General features: G+C 69.2%; 28 protein-coding genes. 20 read left to right on the top strand and 8 right to left on the bottom strand.

Annotated features, from left to right (window positions below; all coding sequences use genetic code 11):
* The first annotated feature begins 70 nt into the window (after positions 1-70).
* From V5D55_RS07165 to V5D55_RS07120, 10 genes are all read left to right on the top strand, one after another.
* Positions 71-1234 (top strand): DUF4185 domain-containing protein, encoded by a 1164-nt coding sequence (locus V5D55_RS07165; protein WP_435748698.1) that lies wholly within the window; start codon positions 71-73, stop codon positions 1232-1234.
* Positions 1231-1959, top strand: coding sequence for an SGNH/GDSL hydrolase family protein (locus tag V5D55_RS07160; protein WP_435748697.1), 729 nt, complete (start codon positions 1231-1233; stop codon positions 1957-1959). The genes V5D55_RS07165 and V5D55_RS07160 overlap by 4 nt, the downstream gene beginning before the upstream one ends.
* A gap of 260 nt (positions 1960-2219) precedes the next feature.
* A complete protein-coding gene (locus V5D55_RS07155) occupies positions 2220-2444 on the top strand; it encodes a hypothetical protein (protein ID WP_435748696.1) in 225 nt (74 codons plus the stop codon).
* A gap of 222 nt (positions 2445-2666) precedes the next feature.
* On the top strand, positions 2667-4994 hold the full coding sequence (gene purL / locus V5D55_RS07150) for a phosphoribosylformylglycinamidine synthase subunit PurL (RefSeq protein ID WP_435748695.1): 2328 nt from the start codon (positions 2667-2669) through the stop codon (positions 4992-4994).
* Positions 4994-5191, top strand: a complete 198-nt coding sequence (locus V5D55_RS07145) for a hypothetical protein (RefSeq protein WP_435748694.1) — start codon at positions 4994-4996, stop codon at positions 5189-5191. Before purL ends, V5D55_RS07145 begins: the two co-directional genes overlap by 1 nt.
* Before the next feature lie 262 nt (positions 5192-5453).
* On the top strand, positions 5454-6158 hold the full coding sequence (locus tag V5D55_RS07140) for a DUF2786 domain-containing protein (protein ID WP_435748693.1): 705 nt from the start codon (positions 5454-5456) through the stop codon (positions 6156-6158).
* Between the two features lie 262 nt (positions 6159-6420).
* Entirely contained in the window at positions 6421-6771 is a 351-nt protein-coding gene (locus tag V5D55_RS07135) for a TraR/DksA family transcriptional regulator (RefSeq protein WP_435748692.1), read from the top strand.
* A gap of 112 nt (positions 6772-6883) precedes the next feature.
* Positions 6884-7207: a cupin domain-containing protein gene (locus V5D55_RS07130; RefSeq protein WP_435748691.1), complete on the top strand. Its 324-nt coding sequence runs from the start codon at positions 6884-6886 to the stop codon at positions 7205-7207.
* A gap of 44 nt (positions 7208-7251) precedes the next feature.
* Positions 7252-7689, top strand: a complete 438-nt coding sequence (locus V5D55_RS07125; RefSeq protein ID WP_435748690.1) for a VOC family protein — start codon at positions 7252-7254, stop codon at positions 7687-7689.
* Positions 7690-7724: 35 nt separating this feature from the next.
* Entirely contained in the window at positions 7725-8348 is a 624-nt protein-coding gene (locus V5D55_RS07120; RefSeq protein ID WP_435748689.1) for a DUF4304 domain-containing protein, read from the top strand.
* Positions 8349-8429: 81 nt separating this feature from the next.
* Here V5D55_RS07120 and V5D55_RS07115 read toward each other — a convergent pair whose 3' ends face one another.
* Positions 8430-8978, bottom strand: a complete 549-nt coding sequence (locus V5D55_RS07115; protein WP_435748688.1) for a DUF7010 family protein — start codon at positions 8976-8978, stop codon at positions 8430-8432.
* Between the two features lie 164 nt (positions 8979-9142).
* Between V5D55_RS07115 and V5D55_RS07110 the strand changes: the two genes are divergently transcribed.
* Complete coding sequence (locus tag V5D55_RS07110; RefSeq protein ID WP_435748687.1) at positions 9143-10048, top strand: alpha/beta fold hydrolase; 906 nt, start codon at positions 9143-9145, stop codon at positions 10046-10048.
* A gap of 105 nt (positions 10049-10153) precedes the next feature.
* On the opposite strand, the gene V5D55_RS07105 is transcribed toward V5D55_RS07110, so the two are convergent.
* Positions 10154-10663 carry a hypothetical protein gene (locus V5D55_RS07105; RefSeq protein WP_435748686.1) on the bottom strand — a complete coding sequence of 170 codons (510 nt, stop codon included), beginning with the start codon at positions 10661-10663 and terminating at the stop codon, positions 10154-10156.
* Between the two features lie 40 nt (positions 10664-10703).
* A complete protein-coding gene (locus V5D55_RS07100) occupies positions 10704-11402 on the bottom strand; it encodes a GntR family transcriptional regulator (RefSeq protein ID WP_435748685.1) in 699 nt (232 codons plus the stop codon).
* 92 nt (positions 11403-11494) lie between these two features.
* Here V5D55_RS07100 and manD point away from each other — a divergent pair, with 92 nt between their 5' ends.
* The 6 genes from manD to V5D55_RS07070 all read left to right on the top strand — a co-directional run bounded on the left by manD (position 11495) and on the right by V5D55_RS07070 (position 17282).
* Positions 11495-12733 carry a D-mannonate dehydratase ManD gene (gene manD / locus V5D55_RS07095; protein ID WP_435748684.1) on the top strand — a complete coding sequence of 413 codons (1239 nt, stop codon included), beginning with the start codon at positions 11495-11497 and terminating at the stop codon, positions 12731-12733.
* A gap of 53 nt (positions 12734-12786) precedes the next feature.
* Positions 12787-13317 (top strand): gluconokinase, encoded by a 531-nt coding sequence (locus V5D55_RS07090; RefSeq protein WP_435748683.1) that lies wholly within the window; start codon positions 12787-12789, stop codon positions 13315-13317.
* Between the two features lie 12 nt (positions 13318-13329).
* Complete coding sequence (locus V5D55_RS07085; RefSeq protein ID WP_435748682.1) at positions 13330-14181, top strand: hypothetical protein; 852 nt, start codon at positions 13330-13332, stop codon at positions 14179-14181.
* A complete protein-coding gene (locus V5D55_RS07080) occupies positions 14178-15074 on the top strand; it encodes an SDR family NAD(P)-dependent oxidoreductase (RefSeq protein WP_435748681.1) in 897 nt (298 codons plus the stop codon). The genes V5D55_RS07085 and V5D55_RS07080 overlap by 4 nt, the downstream gene beginning before the upstream one ends.
* Before the next feature lie 43 nt (positions 15075-15117).
* Positions 15118-15912 carry an SDR family NAD(P)-dependent oxidoreductase gene (locus V5D55_RS07075; protein ID WP_435748680.1) on the top strand — a complete coding sequence of 265 codons (795 nt, stop codon included), beginning with the start codon at positions 15118-15120 and terminating at the stop codon, positions 15910-15912.
* 368 nt (positions 15913-16280) lie between these two features.
* Positions 16281-17282, top strand: coding sequence for a magnesium and cobalt transport protein CorA (locus V5D55_RS07070; RefSeq protein WP_435748679.1), 1002 nt, complete (start codon positions 16281-16283; stop codon positions 17280-17282).
* 120 nt (positions 17283-17402) lie between these two features.
* Here the strand turns inward: V5D55_RS07070 and V5D55_RS07065 are convergent, their stop codons facing one another.
* Positions 17403-17975: a dihydrofolate reductase family protein gene (locus tag V5D55_RS07065; protein ID WP_435748678.1), complete on the bottom strand. Its 573-nt coding sequence runs from the start codon at positions 17973-17975 to the stop codon at positions 17403-17405.
* Between the two features lie 139 nt (positions 17976-18114).
* Between V5D55_RS07065 and V5D55_RS07060 the strand changes: the two genes are divergently transcribed.
* Positions 18115-18789 (top strand): HEAT repeat domain-containing protein, encoded by a 675-nt coding sequence (locus V5D55_RS07060; RefSeq protein WP_435748677.1) that lies wholly within the window; start codon positions 18115-18117, stop codon positions 18787-18789.
* Entirely contained in the window at positions 18786-19814 is a 1029-nt protein-coding gene (locus V5D55_RS07055) for a MerR family transcriptional regulator (protein ID WP_435748676.1), read from the top strand. The genes V5D55_RS07060 and V5D55_RS07055 overlap by 4 nt, the downstream gene beginning before the upstream one ends.
* Here V5D55_RS07055 and V5D55_RS07050 read toward each other — a convergent pair.
* On the bottom strand, positions 19811-20284 hold the full coding sequence (locus tag V5D55_RS07050; RefSeq protein ID WP_435748675.1) for a cytochrome C5: 474 nt from the start codon (positions 20282-20284) through the stop codon (positions 19811-19813). The genes V5D55_RS07055 and V5D55_RS07050 overlap by 4 nt on opposite strands.
* Before the next feature lie 54 nt (positions 20285-20338).
* Between V5D55_RS07050 and V5D55_RS07045 the strand changes: the two genes are divergently transcribed.
* Positions 20339-21094 carry an SGNH/GDSL hydrolase family protein gene (locus V5D55_RS07045; protein ID WP_435748674.1) on the top strand — a complete coding sequence of 252 codons (756 nt, stop codon included), beginning with the start codon at positions 20339-20341 and terminating at the stop codon, positions 21092-21094.
* Between the two features lie 12 nt (positions 21095-21106).
* Here V5D55_RS07045 and V5D55_RS07040 read toward each other — a convergent pair whose 3' ends face one another.
* Genes V5D55_RS07040 through V5D55_RS07030 form a run of 3 tightly spaced genes read right to left on the bottom strand, consistent with a single transcriptional unit; the run spans position 21107 to position 25084 of the window.
* Positions 21107-21748, bottom strand: a complete 642-nt coding sequence (locus V5D55_RS07040) for a hypothetical protein (protein WP_435748673.1) — start codon at positions 21746-21748, stop codon at positions 21107-21109.
* Positions 21749-21788: 40 nt separating this feature from the next.
* Positions 21789-24317, bottom strand: coding sequence for an FtsX-like permease family protein (locus V5D55_RS07035; RefSeq protein ID WP_435748672.1), 2529 nt, complete (start codon positions 24315-24317; stop codon positions 21789-21791).
* Positions 24317-25084 (bottom strand): ABC transporter ATP-binding protein, encoded by a 768-nt coding sequence (locus V5D55_RS07030; RefSeq protein ID WP_435748671.1) that lies wholly within the window; start codon positions 25082-25084, stop codon positions 24317-24319. Before V5D55_RS07030 ends, V5D55_RS07035 begins: the two co-directional genes overlap by 1 nt.
* Positions 25085-25181 lie beyond the last annotated feature (97 nt).

Here is a 25181-nt window from a genome sequence, read left to right as displayed (position 1 = left end):
TTCGGTGGCGTCGATCGACCAGTTGCGCGATTCGAAAGGCAGCACCCACGAACACGAAGGAGTGATTGAGATGAAGAGAAGGACGATCGCGGCAGGTCTCGCCGCAGCATCCCTCTGTGCCGGTGCGCTGTTCTCCGCACCGGCGACAGCGGCTGTCCCCGCGGGCGGAGGGCACGGGCACGGGCAGTGCTCCCTCGTCGACAAGACGCTCACAGCGACAGCATCCGTCGATCAGGGCTTGACCGACGCCTTCACGACGTACGGGAACACCGGCGGCGCGTGGACCGGTGGGGACAGCACCTACTCGCTGCCGCTCGGGAAGGGGAGGACCGGATGGTTCTTCTCGGACACCTTCCTCGGCACGGTGAACCCCGACGGCTCGCGGCCCACGGACTCGCCGTTCGTGAACAACTCGGTCGTCGTGCAGGATCGCCGTGGCGGACTGACCACGATCACCGGCGGCACGCCCGAGGCGCCGGCCGGCATCATCCCGCCCGAGGCGGACGGCAGCTGGTACTGGATCGGCGACCCGACCCCCGCGAAGCACGGTGACGTGCAGGTCCCGCTGCTGCAGTTCGAGCGGACCGGCACCGGCAGCTTCGACTTCCAGTGGAAGGCGAACCGTCTCGCCACGCTCGACGGCGACACCCTGCAGCTCGAGTCCATCACCGACTCGCCCTCGGCGACCGGCATCAACTGGGGCTCGTGGACGCTCGAAGAAGGACGCACGACCTACATCTACGGCGTCGCCGACCCGGGCGGCGTGCGCTCCGGGTACGTCGCGAAGGCCGTGGGCCGCAACGGGATCGCCGGGACGTGGACCTTCTGGAACGGCTCCGGCTGGTCGACGCAGGAAGCGGATGCCGTACCGGTCGTGCCGTACGTCGCGAACGAGTTCAGCGTCGCGAGGTTCAAGGACGGCTACCTGCTCGTGACCCAGGACACGTCCGAACTGTTCAGCACCCGCATCGTCGCGCGCACCTCGTGCTCGCCGACCGGACCGTTCACCGAGCCGGTCGAGCTGTACCGCACGCCCGAGACGGGTGCCGCAGGCTCGTACGGGGATGCCGACGTCTTCACGTACAACGCGCACGAGCACCCGAACCTGCGTCACGGCAACCGGCTCGTGCTGTCGTACAACGTGAACACCTTCGACAACGTCGGCGATGTGTATGACGACGCGTCGATCTACCGTCCGCGGTTCATCGACGTGCAGCTGACGGTGAGTCGTTGAGCGATGACCGCTCGGCGCTCCGGGGGCTTCTCGCCTCCGGAGCGCCGGTCACCTGGGTGCTCGCCGGCGACTCGATCACGCACGGTCTGATCCACACCCGCGGCGCACGGAACTACGTCGACCACCTGCACGAGCTGATCCGCGGCGATCTCGGGCGCGTGCAGGATGTCGTGATCAACACGGGCGTCACGGGGTGGCGGGCGGAGCTGATCCTCGGGGACTTCGAGCGTCGGGTGGCCGCCTGGCGGCCGGATGTCGTCACGCTCATGATCGGCACGAACGACAGCACGACGGAGTGGCTCGACCCTCCGATCGAGGTGGCGGCGTTCGCCGGGTCGATCGCGGAGTTCGTGCGGCGGGTGCGAGGGCTCGGTGCGATCCCCGTGCTGCAGACCCCGCCGACCATCGATCTGCTGCACGCGCCGGACCGGGCCCGGATCGGGGAGTTCGCGCAGGCGATCCGCGACGTGGCCGAGCGGGAGGGCGTGATCCTGGTCGATCAGCACGCCCGCTTCGAGGACTTCTCGGCCGGGACCGGGCCGGGGAACGAGCGGATGCCGTGGGGCCTGCTCGACGACGCGTTCCACCCCGGCGCCGCCGGGCACGCGCTGCTGGCGCTCGGCCTGGCCGAGGGGCTGGGTCTCGATGCCGCGGGTTCGCGCGTGCTCACGGCGCTGTCGGCCCAGGTCGCGGTGGCGCGGCACCCGTCCTGGCCTCCGGCGTGAAGGCGGTGCTTCGGTCGCGGCGTAACGACAGTGCTTCGGTCGCGGCGTGAACAACTCAGCAAGAACGGGGGCTGAACGAGCCGTAGAGCCACTTTCGCGGCGTATGTGTCCCGTTCTTGAGGAGTTGTGCACGCCTTCACCGGCTGCCTTCGGCGCGAGAAGAACTGAGACCCGCGCCACGGGCCGCGTTCCCGCTCAGCCCTGCACGTCGACGACCCAGGTCACGCCGAAGCGGTCGGTCGGGCGAGGTGATCATCCGGATGCCCGCGCGCGAGGTCACGCCCTTCATCGGCGACGGCACGGTGGAGGAGCTGGATGCCGAGACATCCCGGATCACCGTGGGCTCCTGGTCGTGGGCCGGAGTGCTCGCGGCGGTTGCGCGCTTCGATGCACCGTTCGAGGTCGTCGGGCCGCAGGAGCTGCGGGTGGCGGCGGGGGTGTTGGCGGGGCGCTTCGCCGATGCGGCGGGCGGCTCGTCCTCCTGACAGGGGGTGGCGGCGTGCACAATTCAGCAAGAATGCGTTCGAAGCGGGGTCGCCGTCCCGGATCGACGCGGGTGCCGGTTCTCGACGCGGCGTTCTTGCTGAATTGTGCACGGGGTCGGACTGGCATCCCGTGCTGCCGCCGGCCGAATCCGGCCGAATCCGGCCGAACCTCACCGCCGGTAGACTGGAAGCGCCCCGCCGGCCCCTTCCTTTGGAGTGCGCGTGACCACCGCCCCTGCACCTGTCCACAAGCACGTCCCCGACTCCGTCGAGAACGCGACCGCGACGCCCGAGAAGGAGCAGCCGTACGGCGCCCTCGGACTCAAGGATGACGAGTACGCGAAGATCCGCGAGATCCTCGGCCGCCGCCCCACCTCGGGCGAGCTGGCGATGTACTCCGTCATGTGGTCGGAGCACTGCTCGTACAAGAGCAGCAAGAACTACCTGCGCCGCTTCGGCCAGAAGGTCTCGGACGAGATGAAGGAACGCCTCATGGTCGGCATGGGCCAGAACGCGGGCGTCATCGACGTCGGCGAGGGCTGGGCCGTCACCTTCAAGGCGGAGTCGCACAACCACCCCTCGTTCATCGAGCCGTTCCAGGGCGCGGCCACCGGTGTCGGCGGCATCGTGCGCGACATCATCTCGATGGGCGCCCGCCCGGTCGCCGTCATGGACGCCCTGCGCTTCGGCGCGATCGACCACCCCGACACCGCCCGCGTCGTGCACGGCGTGACGAGCGGCATCAGCTTCTACGGCAACTGCCTGGGACTCCCGAACATCGGCGGCGAGACCGTCTTCGACTCCGTCTACCAGGCCAACCCGCTGGTGAACGCGCTCGCGGTCGGCGTGCTCCGTCACGAAGACCTCAAGCTCGCGAACGCGACCGGCGTCGGCAACAAGGTCGTGCTCTTCGGCGCCCGCACGGGTGGCGACGGCATCGGCGGCGCCAGCATCCTGGCATCCGACTCCTTCGACTCCACCGGCCCGACCAAGCGCCCCGCCGTGCAGGTCGGCGACCCGTTCGCCGAGAAGGTGCTCATCGAGTGCTGCCTCGAGCTGTACCGCGGCGAACTCGTCGAGGCCATCCAGGACCTCGGTGCGGCCGGCATCTCCTGCGCGACCAGCGAGCTCGCGGCCAACGGCAACAGCGGCATGAAGGTGTCGCTCGACAACGTGCTGCTGCGCGATCCCACGCTGACGGCCGAAGAGATCCTCATGTCGGAGTCGCAGGAGCGCATGATGGCGATCGTCGCTCCTGAGAAGCTCGACGCGTTCCTCGCCGTCGTGAACAAGTGGGAGGTCGAGACCTCCGTGCTCGGCGAGGTCACCGGCGACGGACGCCTCATCATCGACTGGCAGGGCGAGCGCATCGTCGACGTCGACCCGTCCACCGTCGCGGTCGACGGCCCGGTCTACGACCGTCCGGTCGCCTACCCGACGTGGATCGACGCACTCCAGGCGGATGCTGCGGAGAACCTGCCCCGCTCCTCGGAGCCCGAGGTTCTGCGGTCGCAGTTCCTCGACCTGGTCGCCTCGCCGAACCTGGCGGACACCAGCTGGATCACCAACCAGTACGACTACTACGTGCTCGGCAACACGGCCCTGAGCTTCCCCGACGACGCCGGCATGATCCGCGTCGACGAGGAGTCCGGACTCGGCTTCGCGATCTCGACCGACGCCAACGGCCGCTACTGCCAGCTCGACCCTTACGCCGGCGCGCAGCTCGCGCTGGCCGAGGCGTACCGCAACGTCGCCGTCACTGGTGCCGTGCCGACCGCGATCACCGACTGCCTGAACTTCGGCTCTCCCGAGAACCCCGAGGTCATGTGGCAGTTCGGGCAGACGGTCGACGGTCTGGCCGACGGATGCTACGAGCTGGGCACCCCGGTCACCGGCGGCAACGTCTCGTTCTACAACCAGACCGGCGACGTGCCGATCCACCCGACCCCGCTCGTGGGCGTGCTCGGCATCATCGACGACGTCTCGCGCCGCATCCCCTCGGGATGGCAGGACATCGGACAGAACATCTACCTGCTCGGCACCACCTCGACCGAGCTCTCCGGTTCGGCCTGGGCGGACGTGGTGCACCAGCACCTCGGCGGACTGCCCCCGAAGGTCGACCTGGCCGGTGAGAAGCGCCTCGCGGGTCTGCTCTCGGCAGCGCGTGACGAGTGGCTGATCTCCTCGGCGCACGACCTCTCCGAGGGTGGCCTCGGCCAGGCTCTCGCCGAGGCCGTTTCTCGCTTCGGTGTCGGCGCCCGCGTGTGGCTGAACGAGATCATCGAACGCGACGGCGTCGACGCGGCATCCGCTCTGTTCTCGGAGTCGACCGGTCGCGTGCTCGTGACCGTGCCGCGCGAGGACGACGTGAAGTTCCAGGGCCTCTGCGAGGGTCGCGGCTACCCGGTGCTGCGCATCGGCGTGACCGACAGCGAACCGCAGCTCGAGGTGCAGGGCCTCTTCACGGTGTCGGTCGACGAGCTGCGCGAGCGCTCGCAGGCCACGCTGCCGTCGTACTTCGGCCCGACCGTCACGGAGCCGGGCGCCTGATGAGCGACCTCAGCCGCCGCGAGCCCGCCCGCGACCCGGAGCCCCGACGCGAGTCGGTGCGCCCGGAGCCGAGCGAGGACTACGGCGATCTCGGTGAGCGCCGCAACCGCCGCATCCGCATCGTCGCCTGGACCGTCATCGTCGCGCTGATCCTCGGCGGCGGCGGGGCGACCGTGATCACGCTGATCCTCGGCTGAGTCGGGCACGGGTTCGGGTTCGGGTTCGAGGCCAGGGCCGAACTTCGCAGAACGACACGAACTTCGCAGCAATCCCCGCGGATTCCTGCGAAGTTTCTGTCGTTCTGCGAGCTTTGCGCCGCCAGATCTGAGCTGGCGCGAGCGGTAGAGCTTCCTGCACCGCGACCACTCCGCGGCAGTTCTCCCCAGTGCCCGGGAACCAGGGCTCCGAATGGGGGTACCCCCGCGAAGGATACGGAGCACCACGAACAAGGGGGACTCCATGAGCGAGACGAAGTTGGACCTGATCGCCAAACTGCTGGCGAAGGCCGAGAGCACCACGCCCGAAGAGGCTGAGGCTCTCACCGAGCACGCCGAGCGCTTGATGGTGAAGTACGGCATCGAACAGGCGCGCATCGACGAGCGTCGTGGCAGGCTCGGGCAGGAGCGCGAAGAGATCGTCAGGGAGCAGATCGTCTTCACCGGCAGCTATGCCCGTGATCTCCGCGACCTCGGCTCCGGCGTGGCGTTGGCGCTGGGCACGGTGCGTCCGATGCACGCCGAGCACCGGACCGGCTCGATCCTGTACCTCGTCGGCTATTCGTCCGACGCGCAGCAGGTCCGTGTGCTCACCGAGAGCCTCGAGGTGCAGGCGATGGTCGCGATGCGAGCCTGGTGGGCGATCCAGCGCGACGGGTACCGGTTGTACGGCGAGGGAGATAAGCGTCGCGCTCGCAGCAGCTTCATCCGCGGATTCGCGGTCGGCGTCGCCGGTCGGATCAGAGAGAGTCGACGTGCCATCATCGAGGATGCCGGGAGCGGCACCGAACTCGTGCTGACCTCGCGCCGCGAGCGCGTCGACGCGTACATCGACTCGCTGTCGACGCGACGAGCGCGGGCGCGCCGGAGCGCCGACGTCGGAGCGTTCGTACACGGCCACCGCTCCGGCCGGGAGGTCCAGACCGGGCGGGCGATGACTCCGGGTTGATGCGTCGGCGTCCGATCAGCGGATCCCCGGCCGAGGAACCCCGGCCGTCGAGTGAGCGCAGCAGGACGAGATGCTCCACCCCAGCGATGGTGCACCCGTGGTGCGATGCCTCACTCAACGACCGGGGGTGGGATAGAGCGACCCTCCCCAGCGTCGCCGCGCACGACCGTAGCCCGGCGCGGCGAATCTCACCAGGGGCAGAACTACCCATGCCGGAACACATGCGGCCACCGGCGTCGGTGGTGCCGCCTAGGGTGGGCGCATGACCACCGACCTGCGCGCACGACTGCAGGAGCTGCGCGCGCAGGCGGTCGCCCGCGTGAGCGCCACGGCCGCGACGCTCGGCGAACTCACGCATGACCGCGAGAGCTCGAACGACGACGATGAGCACGACCCCGAGGGCGTCACGCTGTCGTCGGAGTGGTCGCGTCTGACCGGGCTGGCCGAAGCGGCGGCATCCGAACTCCGGCAGGTCGACGACGCGCTCGCACGGATGGATGCCGGAGACTACGGCGTCTGTGCGAACTGCGGTCGCGCGATCCCGGCCGGGCGCCTCGAGGCGCGCCCGTTCGCGGTGCATTGCGTCGCCTGCGCCGAGAAGCTCAGGCGCTGAGTCTGAGGAAGTCGGGCGCTGAGTCTGAGGAGGTCGGGCGCTGAGGCCGGCACGACTTCCGCTGACAGAGCGCACTCGACGGCGTACCCTGGGCCCGAGAATCGGAGGCACCATGTCCATCCACCCCAGAGATGTCGGCCGGGACGAGAACATCGAGGGCTACCTCCTCGGCTCGCCGGTAAGCATCATCCGCGAGTACGTCACCGGCCCCGCGCGCGGACCTCGCCTGCACCGGCATCCGTACGTCGAGACGTTCGTGATCCATCAAGGCCGGGCGCTCTTCACGGTCGCCGACGAGCAGGTGGTCGGTGTCGGAGGGCAGATCCTCGTCGTGCCCGCGCTCGTCTCGCACCGCTTCGACGTGCTCGACGGCGGCACCTACGAGGCAACGCACATCCATGCGAACGACCGCTTCGTCACCGAGTGGCTCGAGTAGCACGACCGAACCTGACGTCGGAGGAGGCGAGTAGCATCCTCCGCATGACCATCAGACTTGAGAACATCGGCATCGCCGTGCGCGACCTCGACGCGACGGTCGCCTTCTTCACCGACCTCGGGCTCACCGTGCTCGGGAAAGACGAGGTCAGCGGCGAATGGGCCGATACCGCGGTCGGACTCGACGGCAACCACGCCAAGATCGCCGTCCTCCAGACGACCGACGGCCAGGGGCAGATCGAACTCTTCGAGTACATCCATCCCGAGGCCATCGAGACGGAGCCGACGCTCCCCAACGAGATCGGGATGCACCGCATCGCCTTCGCCGTCGACGACATCGACGAGTCCCTGGCGATCGCCGCAAAGCACGGCCATCACCCGCTCCGCGGCGTCGCGAACTACCAGGACATCTACAAGCTCACGTATCTCCGTGGGCCCAGCGGCATCCTGGTCATGTTCGCGCAAGACCTCACGAAGAGCTGAGGCGTCTGTCACGGGTGACTGGTTACGATTCCTCTGTGGACAAGCAGACGACGACCGCCCTCCTCCGCACGCACTTCTATCCGGTTCTGAAAGACCAGGGGTTCGTCCGCAGCGGGAACGTGTTGCGACGCTTCGCCGACCCCGTGGTGCACGTCGTGGAAGTCGTGCATCAACCCCGACGTGGCGCCTTCCGCGTCGACCTGGGCGTGCACCTGACCCTGCTGGGCGATGTGTCCCGCCATGTCATCGATCCCACGAAGATCCGTGAACCGGACTGCGCCTGGCGGTCGTCGATCATCCCGGGGTTCCGCAACGACCACGACCCCGACTTCGCCTACGGTACGACCGCGTCTGACGCCGAGGAGTCGGTGTCGTTCCTCGTCTCGGAGTGGGACCGGCAGTCCACCGCATTCTTCGGCCGTCTCACCACCTGGCCGGGGGACTTCCTCGATGCGGCGCGGGCCGCGATCGAGACGCCCCCGCACCCGGCCCACCTGCTCACCTGGTCACGGGCTGCGGCGCTGGCCGGCGACTTCGAGCTCGCCCGGCGCTGCGCCGAGGTCGCGCTGCCGAGCGTGCCCGAACGGGCGACCGCTCTTCGAGCAGACATCGAGGCGATCCTGCGCGGGCCGCAGACCGCGATGCCGCAACTGCGCTGACTCCTCAACGCCGCCAGGCAGCGCTGATTCGGGCCGCAACAGCGAGTCCCGGCATCCGCCCTTCAGGCCCTCGCCTCGAGGTCAGAGCGTCGCGAACGCCGCCGTCGCGCAGACCGCGCCGGCCCCGAGCAGGATCGGCGCGCCGAGAATGCCGCACCAGAAGCTGCGTGCCGCGGACTCATCCTTCACGAGCGCGGCGACGACCGCAGCCGCGGTCACCAGCACACCGACCACCGCATAGATCGGCTGCGCGAAGACCCACGCCAGCGGGATGAAGTGAATGCCGACGATCACGAGCACGATTGGGGCGATGAGGTCTTTCCGCTTGCGTCGCGTCGCCCAGATCGCCAGCACGACGATCGCGATCACCTCGAGCCAGAAGATCACGATGTACCAGATGAACGCCGGTCCGCCGACGACGATCGCGGTGTCGGACGACCAGTTCCGGATCGCCGCGGGAATGCTGATACCCGCGAGCGCGGCCCCGCCGAGGCTCAGCAAGCCCAGCACGACCCGCCAGATCCAGTGCTTCGGCGGACGTTCCTGACCCCACCCCGCCCAGACGAACGCGGCGACCCCGAAGATCGCGCCGGTCATCAGCAGGTCTCGCGGGAACTCGGTGACGATCATGCGCCCCAGGGTATCCGGGACCGCCGCCGCACCACCGGCATCCGCCTCACGAGTCCATTCCTGCGCACACGCGATCTGGGGAACCATGGCCCCGCGACGATTCCGCGACCATATGCTGAAAGGGTCGATTCCGACGTCTGGGCGGACACGATGAGAGGCCGATGATGACCGACTCGCACGCCGCACACTCCCCGCGCTGGCCCGGTGTAGGTCTGACCGAGCGACCGGTTGACCTGTCTGATGCCCGCCGCCTGCGCGCGGTCACGGCCGGCACCGGCGACGGCCCCCTCGTGGTGTTCGAGGCCGGGCTGGGAGCGCCGGCGGCGGAGTGGATCGCCGTCCAGCGCGCCGTGAGCACGCACACGCGAACCCTCTCCTACGACCGGGCGGGCTACGGCGGCAGCGACATCGACACCCACGACCGCACGCTCGAGCGGATGGCCGACGACCTCACGGGGCTGCTCGACGCCCTCGACGAGCGCCAGCCGATCGTGCTCGTCGGTCACAGCTGGGGCGGGCCGATCGTGCGCGTCTTCGCGGATCGAGAACCGCGCCGCGTCGCCGGCATCGTCTTCGTCGACGCCTCGCTGTCGATGGCCTTCACTCCGAGGTCGAGCTCGCTGCTGAAGTTCTCCCTCCGACTCACCTCCTTCCTCCTCCGCATCGGCGCGATCGGGCTCGTCAAACGGCTCGCGCTGTCGCACGGGCACGCACCGGAACTCAGCGAAGACGACATGGACGTGCTCTGGCGCGACTACCTGTCGATCCCCGCGATGCGCGCCGGCATGGGCGAGGCCGCCCAGGTCTCTCCCGCACTCGGACGCATGCGCGGGCTCGAGGAGATGGGACTGCCCGACGTCCCGGTCGTCGCCCTGCTCGGAGGACGGCGCGAGAAGAGCGCCTCGGTCCAGCGGTTCCGCACCGCCTTCACCGCGGCGGCGCAGGCCCTCAGCGACGCCCACCCGCAGGGACGATTCGTCGTCGTGGCGGATGCCGGACACCTCATCCCCCAGGAGAAGCCGGATGCCGTCGTGGAAGCGATCCTCGACGTGATCGCGCGCGCGGAGTAGCCGGCACGAACTTCGCAGAACGACACGAACTTCGCAGGGATTCATGCGGAACTCTGCGAAGTTCGCGTCGTTCTGCGAACATTCGCCAGGGAGACCGCACCGCGCTCAGCGCGAGCGCGCCTCGACCGCCGCGACCAACCCCGACAACCCGTACCGCGCGGGGTTCACGCGCAACCTCGTGCCGTCCGCGGCCGTGACGACGAGCATCCGCCTCACGCCCTTCCCGCGCGTGCGGTGCGAGACGATGTCCCGGTAGCGGATGCTGCGCTCTGCACCAAGGACCGTCCGGAACGCGATGCCGTCGGCGCCGGGCGCGAGGTACCAGTTGCGGTACGCGAGCAGGACCAGCAGCCCGGCCACGACGAGCACGACCGAGGCGATGCGGAACGGCACCGGATCGCGCATGTCGCCGCTGCCGAATCCCAGCACCGACGCGAACAGCCCGAGCACGAGCAGCGCCGCGGCCGTGAACCCGACGTACCGCGGCAGGCGGATGCGATCCGGCATCCGCTGGTGCCCGCGATTCGGTCGCGTGAACAGCGAGCGCACAAGGACCACCACGACGATGAGCGCCACCGCGAGAAGGACGAGCTTCAACACGAGGCCGGGGATCATCCTCTGACGCTACCAACCCCTGCCGCGCCCGACGGTCGCTTCAGCGCCGAGAGGCCCGACCGGTGCGCGGCGGCGGGGTTCCGTCGAACAGCTCCGGATGCTGCGCACGCACGGCCTCGAGGTCGTCGAACACGAACCGCAGATGCTCGCGCAGCGCGGTGATCGCGGCATCCGTGTCTCCTGCGGCGAGCGCGTCGACCACCCGCTCGTGGTCGTCGACGTAGTCCTGCACGCCGCGCGTGGCGCTCATGCCCACGTAGCGCGCACGGTCGAGGTGACCCTTCGCCGCGCTCACCGTGACCCAGGCGTTCGTGTGTCCGGCGAGACCGAGGAGCGCGCGGTGGAACTCCTCGTCGAGCGGATAGAACTCATCGCGATCGGATGCCGTGCGCTGGCGCGCGATCAGTGCGCGCAGCATCCGCTCGTCGTCTTCGGTGGTCGTCTCGCACGCGCTCAGGGAGGCGAGCTCGATGGCCTCGCGGATGAACTGCGCTTCGCGCACGCGGTCGGGGTCGATGCGGGTGACGTAGGTGCCGCTCTGCGGGCGCACCTCGACGAGCCCCTCCTGCGCGATGAGCAGCAGCGCCTCGCGCACGGGTTGCCGGCTGAGTCCGAGCGCCACCGCGAGCTCGTTCTCGGAGAGCAGCGAGCCGGGGGCGAAGCGGCCGCTGATGATGTCGTCGCGCACGCGTCCGTACGCGAGATCTCGCGCAGAGGGGCGGGCGGAAGACGCGGGCATACCGTCACGATAGCTTGACATAACTTGTATGGCAGTGATTCGATGAGGGTGTTCACCCCCGCAGAATCAGCAGCGCACCCGAGGAGCATCCGATGACCATCGACAAGGCCGAGGTGATCGTCACCAGCCCCGATCGCAACTTCGTCACCCTGAAGATCACGACCGCAGACGGAGTGACCGGGCTCGGAGACGCGACCCTCAACGGCCGCGAGCTCGCCGTCGTCGCCTACCTCTCCGAGCACGTCGCGCCCCTGCTCATCGGCGCCGACGAAGACCGCATCGAAGACACCTGGCAGTTCCTCTACCGCAGCGCCTACTGGCGGCGCGGCCCGGTGACGATGGCGGCGATCGCCGCGGTCGACATGGCGCTGTGGGACATCAAGGGCAAGAAGGCCGGGATGCCGGTCTACCAGCTTCTCGGTGGTGCGAGCCGAAAGGGACTCATGGCCTACGGACACGCCTCGGGCAAGGAGCTGCCCGAGCTGTTCGACTCGATCCGCGCCCACCAGGCGCAGGGCTACCGGGCGATCCGCGTGCAGACCGGCGTGCCCACGCTCAAGGCGATCTACGGCATCGCCGCGCAGAGCGCCGACGTCGGCGACGCGAGCGTGCGCTACGACCACGAACCCGCCCGCCGTGGCGCCAAGCCCGTCGAAGAGGACTGGGACACCCGCGCTTACCTGAACCACCTGCCCGGGGTCTTCGAAGCGGTGCGCAATGAGTTCGGCCCCGACATCCCCCTCCTGCACGACGGCCACCACCGGATGACGCCCATCCAGGCCGCGCGTCTCGGCAAGGACCTCGAGCCCTACGACCTGTTCTGGCTGGAGGACTGCACCCCCGCCGAGAACCAGGAGGCGCTGCGCCTCGTGCGCCAGCACACCACCACCCCGCTCGCGATCGGCGAGATCTTCAACACCGTGTGGGACTTCAAGGACATCATCCGCGACCAGCTCATCGACTACGTGCGCGGTGCTGTCACCCACATGGGCGGCATCTCGGCGCTGAAGAAGACGCTCGACTACGCCGCGATGTACCAGATCAAATCAGGGATGCACGGGCCCACCGACATCTCACCTGTCGGCATGGCCGCCGCGATGCATCTGGGCCTCGCGATCCACAACTTCGGCATCCAGGAGTACATGCAGCACGGCGCGCGCACCGACCAGGTCTTCGAGCAGTCGTTCACCTGGAACGACGGCTACCTGCACCCCGGAGACAAGCCGGGACTCGGCGTCGAGCTGAACGTCGATGAAGCCGGCAAGTACCCCTATGAGCAGGCCTACCTCCCGTACAACCGCCTCCTCGACGGGACCGTGCACGACTGGTGAGAGCGCACGACTGGTGAGAGGGCACGACTGGCGAGGGGTGCAGTATTGGTGAGATGGCACCAGAAGTGAGCGCGGCAGGCAGGCCGATCGTCGTGATGGGCGTCTCCGGCGTCGGCAAGTCGACCGTCGGCATCGAACTCGCCCGCCGCCTGGGGCTCGACTTCATCGACGCCGACGACCTGCACGGGCCGGAGAACATCGCGAAGATGAGCGCCGGCATCCCGCTCGTCGACGCCGACCGCTGGCCGTGGCTCGACCGGGTCGGCGCCGCGCTCGCGGCCGACCCGCACCCGGTGGTCGCGTGCTCCGCCTTGCGCCGGAGCTACCGCGATCGGCTGCGGGCGACGGCACCCGAGACCGTCTTCGTGCACCTCGCCGCGGCACCCGCGCGGGTGCAGGCACAGAGCGAGGCGCGGGAGGGGCACTTCATGCCGCCGGCGCTCCTGCAGTCGCAGATCGCGACCCTTGAGCCCCTCGCACCGGACGAGCGCGGGCTCACCGTCACGGTCGACGCGGAACCCGATGAGCTCGTCGACCGCATCGTCGGCTTACTGGCAGGTGAGCGAGGGCTGCCCGAGAAGTAGGCTGAACCCATCATGGAACCCTTCTTCACCTGGCTCAGTCACTACTGGTGGCTCATCTTCCCCGTCATGGGGATGGCCGGTGGTGTCGCCAAAGGGTGGGAGCGTTCCGCGAAGCGCCGTCACGAGCGCCGCCTCGAGACGCTCCGCATGAAGGCTCAGCTGAAGACGGCCGAGATCGAGGCGCGGGCGCTGAACCAGCAGATGAAGCGCCGCGGCCCGTCGATCGTCGACACGACGGCATCCGTCGCTCCGAACGACCTGCTCCTGCGCCTGTTCGCCGAGCACGACGAGATCACCGCCCGGTGGCTCGACTACGAGCTCGACGTCGCCAAACTCATCGCCTTCCCCGCCATGAGCGACGGACGCCAGCCGTTGACCGCCGCGTTCCTGCGGGCGAAGAAGACGGCGGATGCTCTGCGTCCGGCATCCGCCGAGGGGAAGGCGACCGAGCACCAGGTGGCCGAATACCTGCAAGCGGTCGGCGACTACGCGGTCGCGTTCGAGATCGCCGAGAAGGACGCCCGGCGCCTCCGCGACTCGACCTTCACCGAGCCGGAGCGCAAGCGCCTCGACCGCGCACAGCAACTGCTCAAGGTCGCGATCGACGAATCCGCCACCCAGTCCGAGCGCAACGTCGCCTACAAGCGCGTGCGCGAAGAGCTCGACGGCCTCATCCTGCTCTCCGACGACGCGGTCACCGTGCTCGAGAAGCAGGTGGCTCGCGAGATCTCGGCGCCAGTCGCGCAGGCCCCGCCCGCCGCGGAACCGGCGGCGCCGGAGCCCGAGCGGATCCCGGTCGCCGACCCCCTGCGCGTCACCGACCCGCTGCGCTCTTCGCCGCCGCCGTACCGAGAGGGCGCATGACCTCCGCCGATCCCTCCGGCCCGGATGCCCGCCGCCGCACGATCGTCATCACCGGAGCATCCGACGGGATCGGCGCCGCCGCCGCCCGGCAGCTCGCATCGTCGGGAAACCGCCTGCTGCTCGTCGGCCGCTCGGTCGAGAAGACCGCCGCGATCGCGCGCGAGACCGGGGCCGAGCACCTCACCGCCGACTTCGCCAGGCTCGACGACGTCCGCACCCTCGCAGCGCAGATCGCGGAACTGGTCGGCGACGACGGCATCGACGTGCTGGCGAACAACGCCGGTGGGATCTTCGGCGACCGGACACCGACCGTCGACGGGCACGAGAAGACCATCCAGGTGAACCACCTGGCGCCCTTCCTGCTGACGAACCTGCTCCTGCCGCAGTTGCGGAAGGCGGATGCCGCGATCATCAACACCTCGAGCGTCGGGCACCGCATCTTCGGGCACATCGACGTCGACGACCTCGACAACAAGAAGAGGTACCGCGCGAACAAGGCCTACGGCGACGCGAAGCTCGCGAACGTCCTGTTCACGAAGAGCCTGCACACGAAGTTCCACGCCGAGGGGTTGAGCGCGGTGGCGTTCCACCCGGGGATCGTGCGCACGAACTTCTCGGCCGGGTCGTCGAGCATCATGCGGCTCCTCTATCGCACTCCGTTGAAGCACCTGCTGACCATCAGCACCGACACGGGCGGCGAGACGCTGCGGTGGTTCATCGAGGGAACCCCTGGCGAGACCTGGCAGTCGGGCGCATACTACGACGAGCGCGTGTTGACCCTGCGCGTGAACCCCCAGGTGGAAGACGAGGCCCTCGCCGAGGCGCTGTGGCGGAAGAGCGCGGCGCTCGTCGGCCTCGCCCCTGGTTTCGAATCGCGCACTTTGTCGGAATAGCCGCTGATTCGCGACCAGTTGCGCGATTCGAACGAGGAGGAACATGCAGATCGATCTCACCGGCAAGACCGCTCTCGTCACCGGATCCACGCAGGGCATCGGTCGCGCGATCGCCACGACTCTGGCGAATGCCGGAGCGCGCGTCGCCGTCAACGGACGCAGCGCCGACACCGTGGCATCCGTCATTTCTGAGCTCCAGGCCGAGAACCCCGACCGCGACCTGATCGCCGCCCCGGGCGACGTGACCGACCAGGCCGGAGCGGATGCTGTGCTCGCAGCATCCGGCACCGTCGACATCCTGGTGAACAACCTCGGCATCTTCGGCGCGACGCCCGCGCTCGACATCACCGACGACGAGTGGCGCCGCTACTTCGACGTCAACGTGCTGGCCGCCGTGCGCCTGATCCGCGCGACCCTGCCCGGCATGAAGGAGCGCGGGTGGGGTCGGGTGCTGAACATCGCCAGCGACTCGGCGGTCGTGATCCCGGCCGAGATGATCCACTACGGCATGTCGAAGACCGCGTTGCTGGCCGTCTCGCGCGGCTTCGCGAAGGATGCCGCGGGCACCGGCGTCACCGTGAATTCGGTGCTCGCGGGCCCCACGCACACCGGCGGCGTCGAGGACTTCGTCTACGAGCTGGTCGACAGTGCACTGCCGTGGGACGAGGCGCAGCGCGAGTTCATGAAGCTGCACCGTCCGCAGTCGCTGCTGCAGCGCCTGATCGAGCCCGAGGAGATCGCGAACATGGTCGCCTACCTCGCCTCCCCGCTGGCCTCCGCGACGACCGGCGCCGCGGTGCGGGTAGACGGCGGATACATCGACTCGATCGTGCCGTAGCCCCGCGCCGTAGTCCCGCAGTGCGGGCGACGCTGGATCGAAAACGCATGGCAGCCGCCCCTGCCCGAGGCTTTTCTGATCCAGCATCCGCTCGTTCGGCCTGAGGTGGCGTGACCACCCAGGTTTCGGGGAGTAACATGGCCCCTCGGGTCATCCGACCCGATGAGAGTCCGAAAGGCGGTGATGGCGATGTCCGGTGATAGTTACGACGCCGCCACCGCTGCGTCGCGACTCCCTGCGTTCATGCGTTGAGCATCCGCTCCGCATCTCGCACGTCCTTCTCGCAGCGTCAGCGGCGTCTTCCGCCCTTTGACGAATCTGCGCACTCCGCTGACTGCGGTGTGCGCCTGCAGGAATGGAGCCGCATCATGGCCCTCATCGACAACGGCGTGTACGTCCACGGACGTCGCGTGGAGACCCCGAAGAACCTGGACGAGACGTACCGGATGCTGGATGCCGCGGGCGGCATCGCCTGGATCGGCCTCTACCGCCCGAGCCCGGAAGAGGTGACCTCGGTCGCGCGCGAGTTCGACCTGCATCCGCTCGCCGTCGAGGACGCGCTGTCGGGTCACCAGCGGTCGAAGGTGGAGCGCTACGGCGACACCCTCTTCGCCGTGCTGCGGCCCGCCCGCTACCGCGACGAGCAGGAGTCGATCGAGTTCGGCGAGCTGCACCTGTTCGTCGGACCCGACTTCGTGGTCACGATCCGGCACGCGGAGTCGCCCGACCTCGCGGCCGTCCGGCGGCGTATGGAGGCCAACCCCGAGCTGCTCGCGATGGGACCGGAGGCTGTCCTCTACGCGATCCTCGACGAGGTCGTCGACGGGTACGAGCCGATCGTCGCGGGGCTCCTGAACGACATCGACGAGATCGAGGACCAGCTCTTCGGCGACAGCGACGACGACCAGCTCTCCCGCCGCATCTACGAGCTCTCCCGCGAGGTCATCAACTTCCAGCGGGCCGTGCATCCGCTCAGCGGGATGCTGGAGTGGCTGCGCCGCGGATCCGAGAAGTACCGCATCGACGAGGAGCTGCAGCGGTCGCTGCGCGATGTGCTCGACCACACGATCCGCGTCAACGAGCGGGTCGACTCGTTCCGGGCGATCCTGGAGAACGCGCTGACCGTGCACTCCGCGCTCGTCGCCCGCCGACAGACCGAGGCGGGGCTCGCGCAGAACGACGAGATCAAGAAGATCTCCTCCTGGGCGGCCATCATCTTCGCGCCGACGCTCGTGGGCACGGTCTACGGCATGAACTTCGACGTGATGCCCGAGCTGAACTGGGCGTACGGCTACCCGATGGCGATCGGTGCGATGGCGGCGTTCGCCGTGGCGCTCTACGGGGTGTTCAAGTACAAGAAGTGGCTCTGAAAGGGCCCGACCCGACAACTGCAGGTCGAAATGACGGATGCAGGTCGAAACAGCACAATCGGACCTGCATCCGTCATCTCGACCTACGAGTGTGTCGGATGCCGCGATCGACAGGCGAGATCAGCGGGTCACGTCGTAGACAGCCTTCACGACACCGTTGGCGTAGGCCGCCGATTCCCGGAGCGCGAGCCGCTGTCCGCGCTGCCCCGACGGGAAGATCGTCTTACCCGACCCCAGGAGCACCGGGAACACGAGCAGGTTGTACCGGTCGATGAGGTCGGCCTCGGCCAGGCGCAGGGCGAGCTCGGCGCTGCCGTGGATGAAGATGCCGCCGCCGTCCCCGGCGCGCAGATCCGCGACTTCCTCGGTCGAACGCAGGATGCGGGTCTCGCCCCAGCCGTCGAGCAGGTCGTCTTCGGTGATCGTGGTCGACACGACGTACTTGGGCAGGTCGCGGTACGCGGCGTGGTCCTCCGACTCGCGCCAGAAGGGTGCGAAGGCCTCGTAGCTACGGCGCCCGAACAGCAGCGCCGTGGTGTCGGCGAGCTCCTCACCCTTGAGGGAGTACGCGTCGGCGTCGAACGGGGTGCGGAACACCCACCCGCCGTTCGGATGCCCTTCGGACGCGCCACCGGGAGAGTCGACGATGCCGTCGGCGGTGATGAATCCGGTGTAGACGAGTTCGCGGGTCATGGTCTTCCTCCTGATCGGGGTCGCCGTTCGACCCTCTCATCATGACGTCGAACGGGGATCGACGAAATCGACATCTGTGGCGAGAAACCTTGACCTTGACACCGTGACAAGGTGTGAGATGGATCTCGGAGGTGGTCTCATGACCGACACGAACATCGATTCCCGCGCCGCGAGCCGGCTCGCCGACGCCCTGCAGTCGCCGGATGCACCGACACGCCTGCAGGCTGCACTGACCGCGGGAACCCACGCGAACCCGGCCTACCTGGAAGTGCTGATCGCCCGATGCCGCGTCGAGCCGGACTTCTACGTGCGCGACATGCTCACGTGGGCGCTCACGCGTCACGACCGCGAGCTCACCGTCGATCTGCTGCTGCCCGAGCTCGGCTCGGCTACGGCTCAGGCCCGCAGCCAGGCGCTGCACTCGCTGTCGAAGATCGGCGACCCCCGCGCCTGGCCGGCGATCACGGCGTCGCTGCTCACCGACGACGACGGAGAAGTGGCGCGAGCTGCCTGGCGCACCGCCGCCGGCCTCGCTCCCGACGAGGAGAAGAGTCGACTCTCCGACGTTCTGATCACCCAGTTCGCACGGGGCGACCGCGACCTGCAACTCAGTCTGAGCCGCGCGTTCGTGACGCTCGGCGCGCCCGCGGCCGGAGCGGTCGAGAAGGCGGCGACATACCCCGATCCGCAGGTGCGGATCCACGCGATCGCGACCGCGCACCTGATGGACAATCCTGACGACGGCTTCGATGCCGCCGTCGCCGAGGCACGAAAAGTCGTCGCCCTGCGCGCGGCGCCGAGGATCGACGAGTGAATGTGCTGATCGGCGAGGTGGCGCAGCAGACGGGCATCAGTGCGCGGATGCTGCGCCACTACGACCGCATCGGCCTGGTCTCGCCGTCCCAGCGCACGTCCGCGGGATACCGTCACTACTCCGACGAGGACATCGAGCGCCTCTTCCGCGTGGAGGGGCTCCGGTCGCTGGGTCTCAGCCTCGCCGAGATCCCGGACGCCCTCGCCGACGAGCGCTGGGCTGCCGGCGGGATGATCGACCGCCTCCTCGACCGCGCTCGTGCACGGCTCGCGCGGGCCGACGAGCTGGTCGCGCGTCTCGAGCACGTCCAGGCATCCGACCCGGCGGCCTGGCCCGACGTGATGCGCACGATCGGGCTCATGCGCGGATTCGACGGCGGGGACGCCTCGACACGGCAACGCCACGCCCTCTCCTTGCACGACGGCGACGACCGCGACGTCGCCGTCATCGTCGACGCCGCCCTCCGCGAGCCCGACCTCAACGCGGCCGGCGCGATCGTCTGGGCGATCGCTCGGATGGGCGATGCGGCGGTTCCGCCCCTCGCGGACGCTCTCGACTCGTCCGTCATCGAACGGCGGCACCGGGCACTCCGAGCGCTCGAGAAGATCGGCACGCCCGCGGCGCTCGCCGCCGTCGCACGCCAGGTCGACGACGCGGATGCGTTCCTCCGCGCTCGCGCCCAGCTGGCGCGTGGTCGGTCCGGCGACCCCTCAGCCCTCGCGTCGATCGTCGATCTCGTCGTGTGCGGCGACGACGACGTCGAGGCAACCGAGGTGCTCGAGCGTCTTGCGGAGCCGCCCGGGAACAGCACCCTCGTGGTGGACGCTCTCGTCGCCGCCGCAGCATCCGCCGATCCACCAGGGCGACGACGCGTCGTGGCCGCGCTCGCCTCGTTCTCCGGCGCTCGCGCCGCCGCGGCGCTCCGCGCATTCACTGACGACGACGATCGGACAGTCGCCCTGACCGCGAAGGCCATGCTCCAGGCGCGACAGCCGCAAGGAGAGGGCGATCGACGCGAGCCTTAGGGCGTGGAGCCGTCCCGATCTCTGACCTCGATGTTGGCGATCTCCAGGTCTTCATCGAGCTGCACCAGGATGCGCGAGTCGGGGAACTGCTTCGGCGCATCGAACGCGATCAGCGCCGCATCGGCGAACACGACCACCGAGGTGGCCTCGAGGTCGTCGCGCAGGTCGACCTGTTCGATCACGGGCTCATCGTCGACGGCCTCGTCGATGTCGTCGGCGACCTCGTCGATGATGTCTCTCCAGCGTGATTCGCCCACCGAGAGGATGCGGGAGACCGCCTCGACCAAGGCCTCCTCATCGAGTTCGTCGTGGTCCTCCTCGAGCTCGGGGTCGACGTTGACCGTCACCACGGTGCCCGCGGCATCGATGGTCGCGCGGCCGTAGATCAGTCCGTTCTCGGCGACCGGTTCATCCAGCAGTCCGCTGTCGACGATACGGGCGAGGAGGCTGTCGAGAAGGGGCGAGGTCATGAGTCCAGTCTTTCGCATCCGGCTTCGGTGTGGGGTGTCGATAAGCTCGACGACGTGCCGAACGCCGAATCCCCCGCCACCGCTTCCGAATCGTCCGTCGCCTCCGCGGCATCCGATCTGCGTCGCATCGCCGACGCGCTCGTCGGTGCCGACCCGCTGAACTGGGTGATCACCGGCGACTCGATCACCCACGGCATCGTGCACACCCACGGTGGCCGCAGCTACGCCGAGCACCTGCACGAGATCATCCGCGGCGAGCTCGAGCGCACCCGCGACATCCTGATCAACTCGGCCATCAGCGGGCACCGCCTCACCGACATCCTGGGCGACTGGGATCGCCGCATCACATCGTGGAACCCCGACATCGTCACCCTCATGATCGGCACCAACGACCTGTCGACGGCCGACGAGGCCACGGTCGTCTCCTCGGCCGAGTACGCCGCCTCCCTCCGCGAGTTCGTCGCCCGCGTCCGGGCGCTCGGCGCCGTGCCGGTGCTGCAGACGCCGCCGTCGATCGACGTGATCCACGCGCCGGAGCGAGCCCGCATCGACGAGTTCGCCGACGCGGTACGGGAGGTCGCTGCGAGCGAGGACGTCATCCTCGTCGATCAGCTCGCCCGCTTCACCGAGCTCGGCAACGGCGGCGTGCCCTGGGGCATGATGGGCGACGCCTTCCACCCGAACGCGGCCGGCCACGCGGCCCTGGCGCTCGAGCTCGCGACGGTCCTCGGCATCCGTCCGCAGCCGCTGCGCTCGCGCACCCTTCCGCTGCTCGAGGCCCGTGTCGCGTCGGCCCGGCTGAACCCGTAAGTCGCGCGTCCTTCAGACGAATGCCGTCAACGCGCGCCGATAGCGCCCGCTGTCGGCCCGCGTCTCATCCGTGACGAGCAGGGCGTTCGGCGCGATCCGGCGGTCATGGTCGCCGCGGCACGGAATGGTCACGATCTTGGTCAGCCCCGCTCGCCACGCAGGGATCAACGCCTCGAGGTCGCGGCGTTCCGGAGTGTCCTCGAGAGCCACGCGCCGCGACGCCGCGACGGCATCGTGACCCTGCTGCACCCAGTCACGGTAAGACCGATCATCGAAGACATCCCGTCCGAACTCGTCGCCCCACCCCGGACCCATGAGCTCGGTGAGGAGCGACGCCCGCTCCGGCGAACCGTCTGCCGTCTCGCGAAGCCGCTCGAACAACCGCGGGTCCGATTCCTTGCCGGCGTGCGCCACAACCGCCTCCCAGACACGGGGCCAGGCGCGCTCCCACTCCGCGCGGACCGCGTCATCCACGACCCTCTCCGCCGGCGCCGGCGTCACCCGCACCAGCGGAGGAACGCCGTCGCCCTCGGGATGGAGGTCGTGAGCCTCGCGCAGCCACAGCAACTCGAGCAGCGCCGACGGCCGGTCCTCCACTGTGAGCATCATGTCGTGCGGCCAGGGATTCCCGGGCATCGGTCGGTCGGATCGCATGCCCTCAGTCCACCCGACATCCGGCCAGATGTGAAGGGGGTCACTGTCGCGACCCGATCTCCTCGATCGGCCGCGTGCGCATCGCGGCGATCGTCGCCACCCACAATGACACCAGAGCGAGAGCACCCATCGACCCGATGATCGCCAGCGACGGCAGGATCGGGAGGGCGGGCACGGGCTGGCCCGAGATCCCCATGCTCATTCCGATCAGCGGCGGGACGGAGACGAGGATGCCGAACACCACGGCGATCACGGCGACCATGGCCGCCTCGACCCGCATCATGGCGCGCACCTGTCGACGGGACGATCCGATCAGCTGCAGGAGCGCCAGCTCGCGCGAGCGCTCGCCGGTCGCCATCACGAGGGTGTTGATGACGGCGATCGCGATGTAGCCGAGGATCACGATCAGCGCGACGAGGTTCACCCAGCCCTGCTGCGACTGCGCATCGGCACCGGCCGCCTTCTGCCCACCGGCATCCGCCACGACGAGTCCGGCATCCGTCAGCGCGGTCCGCACCTGCTCGATCGCCCGGTCGTCGACGCCCACGAGGGCGAAGGCATCCAGACCCGTGGTGGTGTGTGCGCGCACGGCGTCGACGTCCATCGTGAGATCGCCGAAGCCGAGACCGCGCTCGTAGATCGCGACGACGGTCGCCTCCAGCGGGATGCCGTCGCCGAAGCGTCCGATCACCATGTCGCCGATGCCGACGCCGAGGGTCTGCACGGCATCCGTGCTGACGGCCACGGTCGTCGCGCCGTCGAGTTCGTCCAGCGATCCGTCCTGGATCTGCAGGTCGAGCGCGGGGCCGACCGAGGCCGGGTCGACACCCTGGAGCACGTGCGCGCCGCGCTGCAGCTTGCCCTCGAGGTCGCGCGAGTCGATGATGGCGCTGCTGATCACGATGCCCGAGGCCGTCGAGACACCGGGGATCGAGCCGATCATGTCGGTGGATGCCGGGCTCAGGCCCGCGGGCGCCGTGACGCGGAGGTCGGCGGTCACACCGGCCTGCGCCTGCGACGCGGCCTCGCTCGCGATGATCGCCGGCGCCCCGATCTGTACGAGGCCCAGTCCGATGCCGAGGGCGATCGGGAGGATCGCGCTCGCCAGGCGACGGCTGTTGGCCGCGGCATTCGCCGACGCGAGGAACCCGGCGGCCGACAGCCGACGCAGCACCACGCCGATCAGGCGCACGCTCAGCGACACCAGCCAGGGCCCGAGCAGGGCGAGCGCGACGATCAGCATCATCGCGGCTCCCGCCGAGGCGCCGGCCGCATACTCACCGCGCACGACGAGCGGCACGGTCGAGACCGAGATGCCGGCGGTCGCCAAGACGATGCCGGTGATCTTGCGGGGCAGTCCCACGGTCGCCGGTCCGGTGGCCGATTCGCGCAGCGCCTCGATCGGGTCGAGCTTCGCCGGTCGACTGGCGGCGATGCGGGCGGCACCCCACGCGGCACCGAGCACGAGCAGCATCGCCCCGGTCGCGGGGATCGGTCCGACCGCGAGTGCGAAGTCGCCGGGGATCACGCCGCCGGAGACGAACGCGCTCTGCAGCACGGTGGAGAGGAAGTAGCCCGGGACGATGCCCAGGAGCGCCGCGATCACCGCGATCGACAGCACCTCGCGCGCGACCAGCGCGTGCACCTGCTTCGGGCTCGCGCCCACGGCACGCAGGAGCGCGTAATCGCGGCGACGGGACTGCACCGACAGGGAGAGCGTGCCCGCGACGATGAACATCGCGACCAGGATGCAGGTGCCGACGAAGGCGCTGCCGATCGCGATCAGGGTCGAGCGGGCGGCTCCCGAGTCGAGGAACTCGATGTCGCCACGCCCGTCGCCGGTCTGTGCGGCGACCCCGGGGATCGCTTCGCGGATCGCGGCCGCCGTCTTCTCGGCGTCAGCGGCACTGGTGAAGACACCGAGCACCTGTGCCGCTCCGCCGTGCGGATCGAGTTCGGCGATGCGCGCCTCGCTGAGGTAGACGTGGCTCGCGCGCTCCGGGACCACGGGTCCGTCGACGACGCCGACGACCCGGTACTCGGCGCGCTCGCCGCCGTGCGCGAGGACCACCGTGTCGCCCACGGCATCTCCCGCGCTCGCGGTGACGACGACCTCGTCGTCGGATGCCGGCTCGACGCCCTCGCGCAGGACGAAGCCGGTGAGCGCGGTCGAGGCCCAGGGGTGCGCCTCGACGAGGGTCGCGCCGCCGTCGCCCTGAACCGCGCCCTGGACGGAGAGCGGCACTGTGACGTCCTCCACGATGCCGTCGACGCCGGCGATCGCGGCGATGTCGCGCGCAGCATCCGCCGGGAGGGGCGCGCGCTCGCGCAGAGTGAGCGGCATGTCCTCGGGCACATCCACGTACTGGGAAGAGCCGACGACGACGTCGACCTGCGTGTAGCGCTCGGGTGCGAGACCTCCGCGGATGCCGGATTCGACCAAGACGCCGAGCCCGGTGACGAGCGCGCTCGCGACGAAGATCGCCACCGCGACCCCGGCGAAGCTGCCCTTGTTGTGCCGCAGATCGGCACGCACCAGGCGGCCGAAGCTCAACCGCTGCCCGGCCATCACCACTCCCCGAGCGAGGTCATGCGGTCGGTGATCTGCGCCGGGGTGCCGCGGTCGAGGTGACCGGCGAACGCGCCGTCGGCGAGGAAGATCACCCGATCGGCGTGCGAGGCCACGACCGGGTCGTGCGTGACGACGACGACCGTCTGGTTCAGCTCCTTGGCGGTGTGCGCGAGCAGATCGAGCACCTGCTTGCCGGAGCGGGAGTCCAGGGCACCGGTCGGCTCATCGCCGAACACGACGTAGGGCCGGGTGATCAGGGCGCGGGCGATCGCGACCCGCTGCTGCTGTCCGCCGGAGAGTTCGGACGGGCGGCGGTGCCGGCGATCCGTGAGCCCGACCGACTCCAGGAGGAAGTCGAGCCACTGCGGTTCGAGCCTGCGTCCCGCCAGGCGCAGCGGCAGCGTGATGTTCTCCTCGACGTTCAGTGCGGGCAGCAGGTTGTACGCCTGGAACACGAAGCCGACGTGGTCGCGACGGAAGGCGGTCAGCTGCGAGGCACGCAGGCTCGAGATCTCGGTGCCGCCCAGCTGCACGGTGCCGCTGGTGGGCTTGTCGAGCCCGGCGGCGCTGTGCAGGAGCGTGCTCTTGCCGGAGCCCGAAGGGCCCATGATCGCGGTGAACGAACCCTTGGCGAGCGCGAGATTGACGCCCCGGAGCGCCGACACCCGGTTGGAGCCGGAGCCGTAGGTCTTGACGACGGAGTCGAGGCGGAGGGCCTCGGCAGGGCTCCCATCGGGGCCCATCACTGGAGGAGAAGAAGTCATGCTTCGACGCTACGAACCACGGCACAGCCACCCCATCCCGCTGACCACCGGAACGATGGTGGAGCTGGCTATACCGCGCCGGACTTCGCACTCCGGC

This window comes from Microbacterium sp. PMB16 (assembly GCF_051294855.1).
Lineage (GTDB): Bacteria > Actinomycetota > Actinomycetes > Actinomycetales > Microbacteriaceae > Microbacterium.
The sequence above is the reverse complement of the archived record's forward strand: the minus strand, read 5'-3'. Positions and strand labels throughout refer to the sequence as shown.

Coding starts and splice junctions, on each gene's coding strand:
- V5D55_RS07110 (WP_435748687.1), top strand. CDS start 9,143: ATGACCGACTCGCACGCCGCACACTCCCCGCGCTGGCCCGGTGTAGGT.
- V5D55_RS07090 (WP_435748683.1), top strand. CDS start 12,787: ATGGCACCAGAAGTGAGCGCGGCAGGCAGGCCGATCGTCGTGATGGGC.
- V5D55_RS07155 (WP_435748696.1), top strand. CDS start 2,220: ATGCCCGCGCGCGAGGTCACGCCCTTCATCGGCGACGGCACGGTGGAG.
- V5D55_RS07115 (WP_435748688.1), bottom strand. CDS start 8,978: ATGATCGTCACCGAGTTCCCGCGAGACCTGCTGATGACCGGCGCGATC.
- V5D55_RS07040 (WP_435748673.1), bottom strand. CDS start 21,748: ATGCGATCCGACCGACCGATGCCCGGGAATCCCTGGCCGCACGACATG.
- V5D55_RS07065 (WP_435748678.1), bottom strand. CDS start 17,975: ATGACCCGCGAACTCGTCTACACCGGATTCATCACCGCCGACGGCATC.
- V5D55_RS07165 (WP_435748698.1), top strand. CDS start 71: ATGAAGAGAAGGACGATCGCGGCAGGTCTCGCCGCAGCATCCCTCTGT.
- V5D55_RS07075 (WP_435748680.1), top strand. CDS start 15,118: ATGCAGATCGATCTCACCGGCAAGACCGCTCTCGTCACCGGATCCACG.
- V5D55_RS07125 (WP_435748690.1), top strand. CDS start 7,252: ATGACCATCAGACTTGAGAACATCGGCATCGCCGTGCGCGACCTCGAC.
- V5D55_RS07130 (WP_435748691.1), top strand. CDS start 6,884: ATGTCCATCCACCCCAGAGATGTCGGCCGGGACGAGAACATCGAGGGC.
- V5D55_RS07145 (WP_435748694.1), top strand. CDS start 4,994: ATGAGCGACCTCAGCCGCCGCGAGCCCGCCCGCGACCCGGAGCCCCGA.
- manD (WP_435748684.1), top strand. CDS start 11,495: ATGACCATCGACAAGGCCGAGGTGATCGTCACCAGCCCCGATCGCAAC.
- V5D55_RS07105 (WP_435748686.1), bottom strand. CDS start 10,663: ATGATCCCCGGCCTCGTGTTGAAGCTCGTCCTTCTCGCGGTGGCGCTC.
- V5D55_RS07080 (WP_435748681.1), top strand. CDS start 14,178: ATGACCTCCGCCGATCCCTCCGGCCCGGATGCCCGCCGCCGCACGATC.
- V5D55_RS07070 (WP_435748679.1), top strand. CDS start 16,281: ATGGCCCTCATCGACAACGGCGTGTACGTCCACGGACGTCGCGTGGAG.
- V5D55_RS07060 (WP_435748677.1), top strand. CDS start 18,115: ATGACCGACACGAACATCGATTCCCGCGCCGCGAGCCGGCTCGCCGAC.
- V5D55_RS07030 (WP_435748671.1), bottom strand. CDS start 25,084: ATGACTTCTTCTCCTCCAGTGATGGGCCCCGATGGGAGCCCTGCCGAG.
- V5D55_RS07135 (WP_435748692.1), top strand. CDS start 6,421: ATGACCACCGACCTGCGCGCACGACTGCAGGAGCTGCGCGCGCAGGCG.
- V5D55_RS07085 (WP_435748682.1), top strand. CDS start 13,330: ATGGAACCCTTCTTCACCTGGCTCAGTCACTACTGGTGGCTCATCTTC.
- V5D55_RS07035 (WP_435748672.1), bottom strand. CDS start 24,317: ATGGCCGGGCAGCGGTTGAGCTTCGGCCGCCTGGTGCGTGCCGATCTG.
- V5D55_RS07140 (WP_435748693.1), top strand. CDS start 5,454: ATGAGCGAGACGAAGTTGGACCTGATCGCCAAACTGCTGGCGAAGGCC.
- V5D55_RS07100 (WP_435748685.1), bottom strand. CDS start 11,402: ATGCCCGCGTCTTCCGCCCGCCCCTCTGCGCGAGATCTCGCGTACGGA.
- V5D55_RS07050 (WP_435748675.1), bottom strand. CDS start 20,284: ATGACCTCGCCCCTTCTCGACAGCCTCCTCGCCCGTATCGTCGACAGC.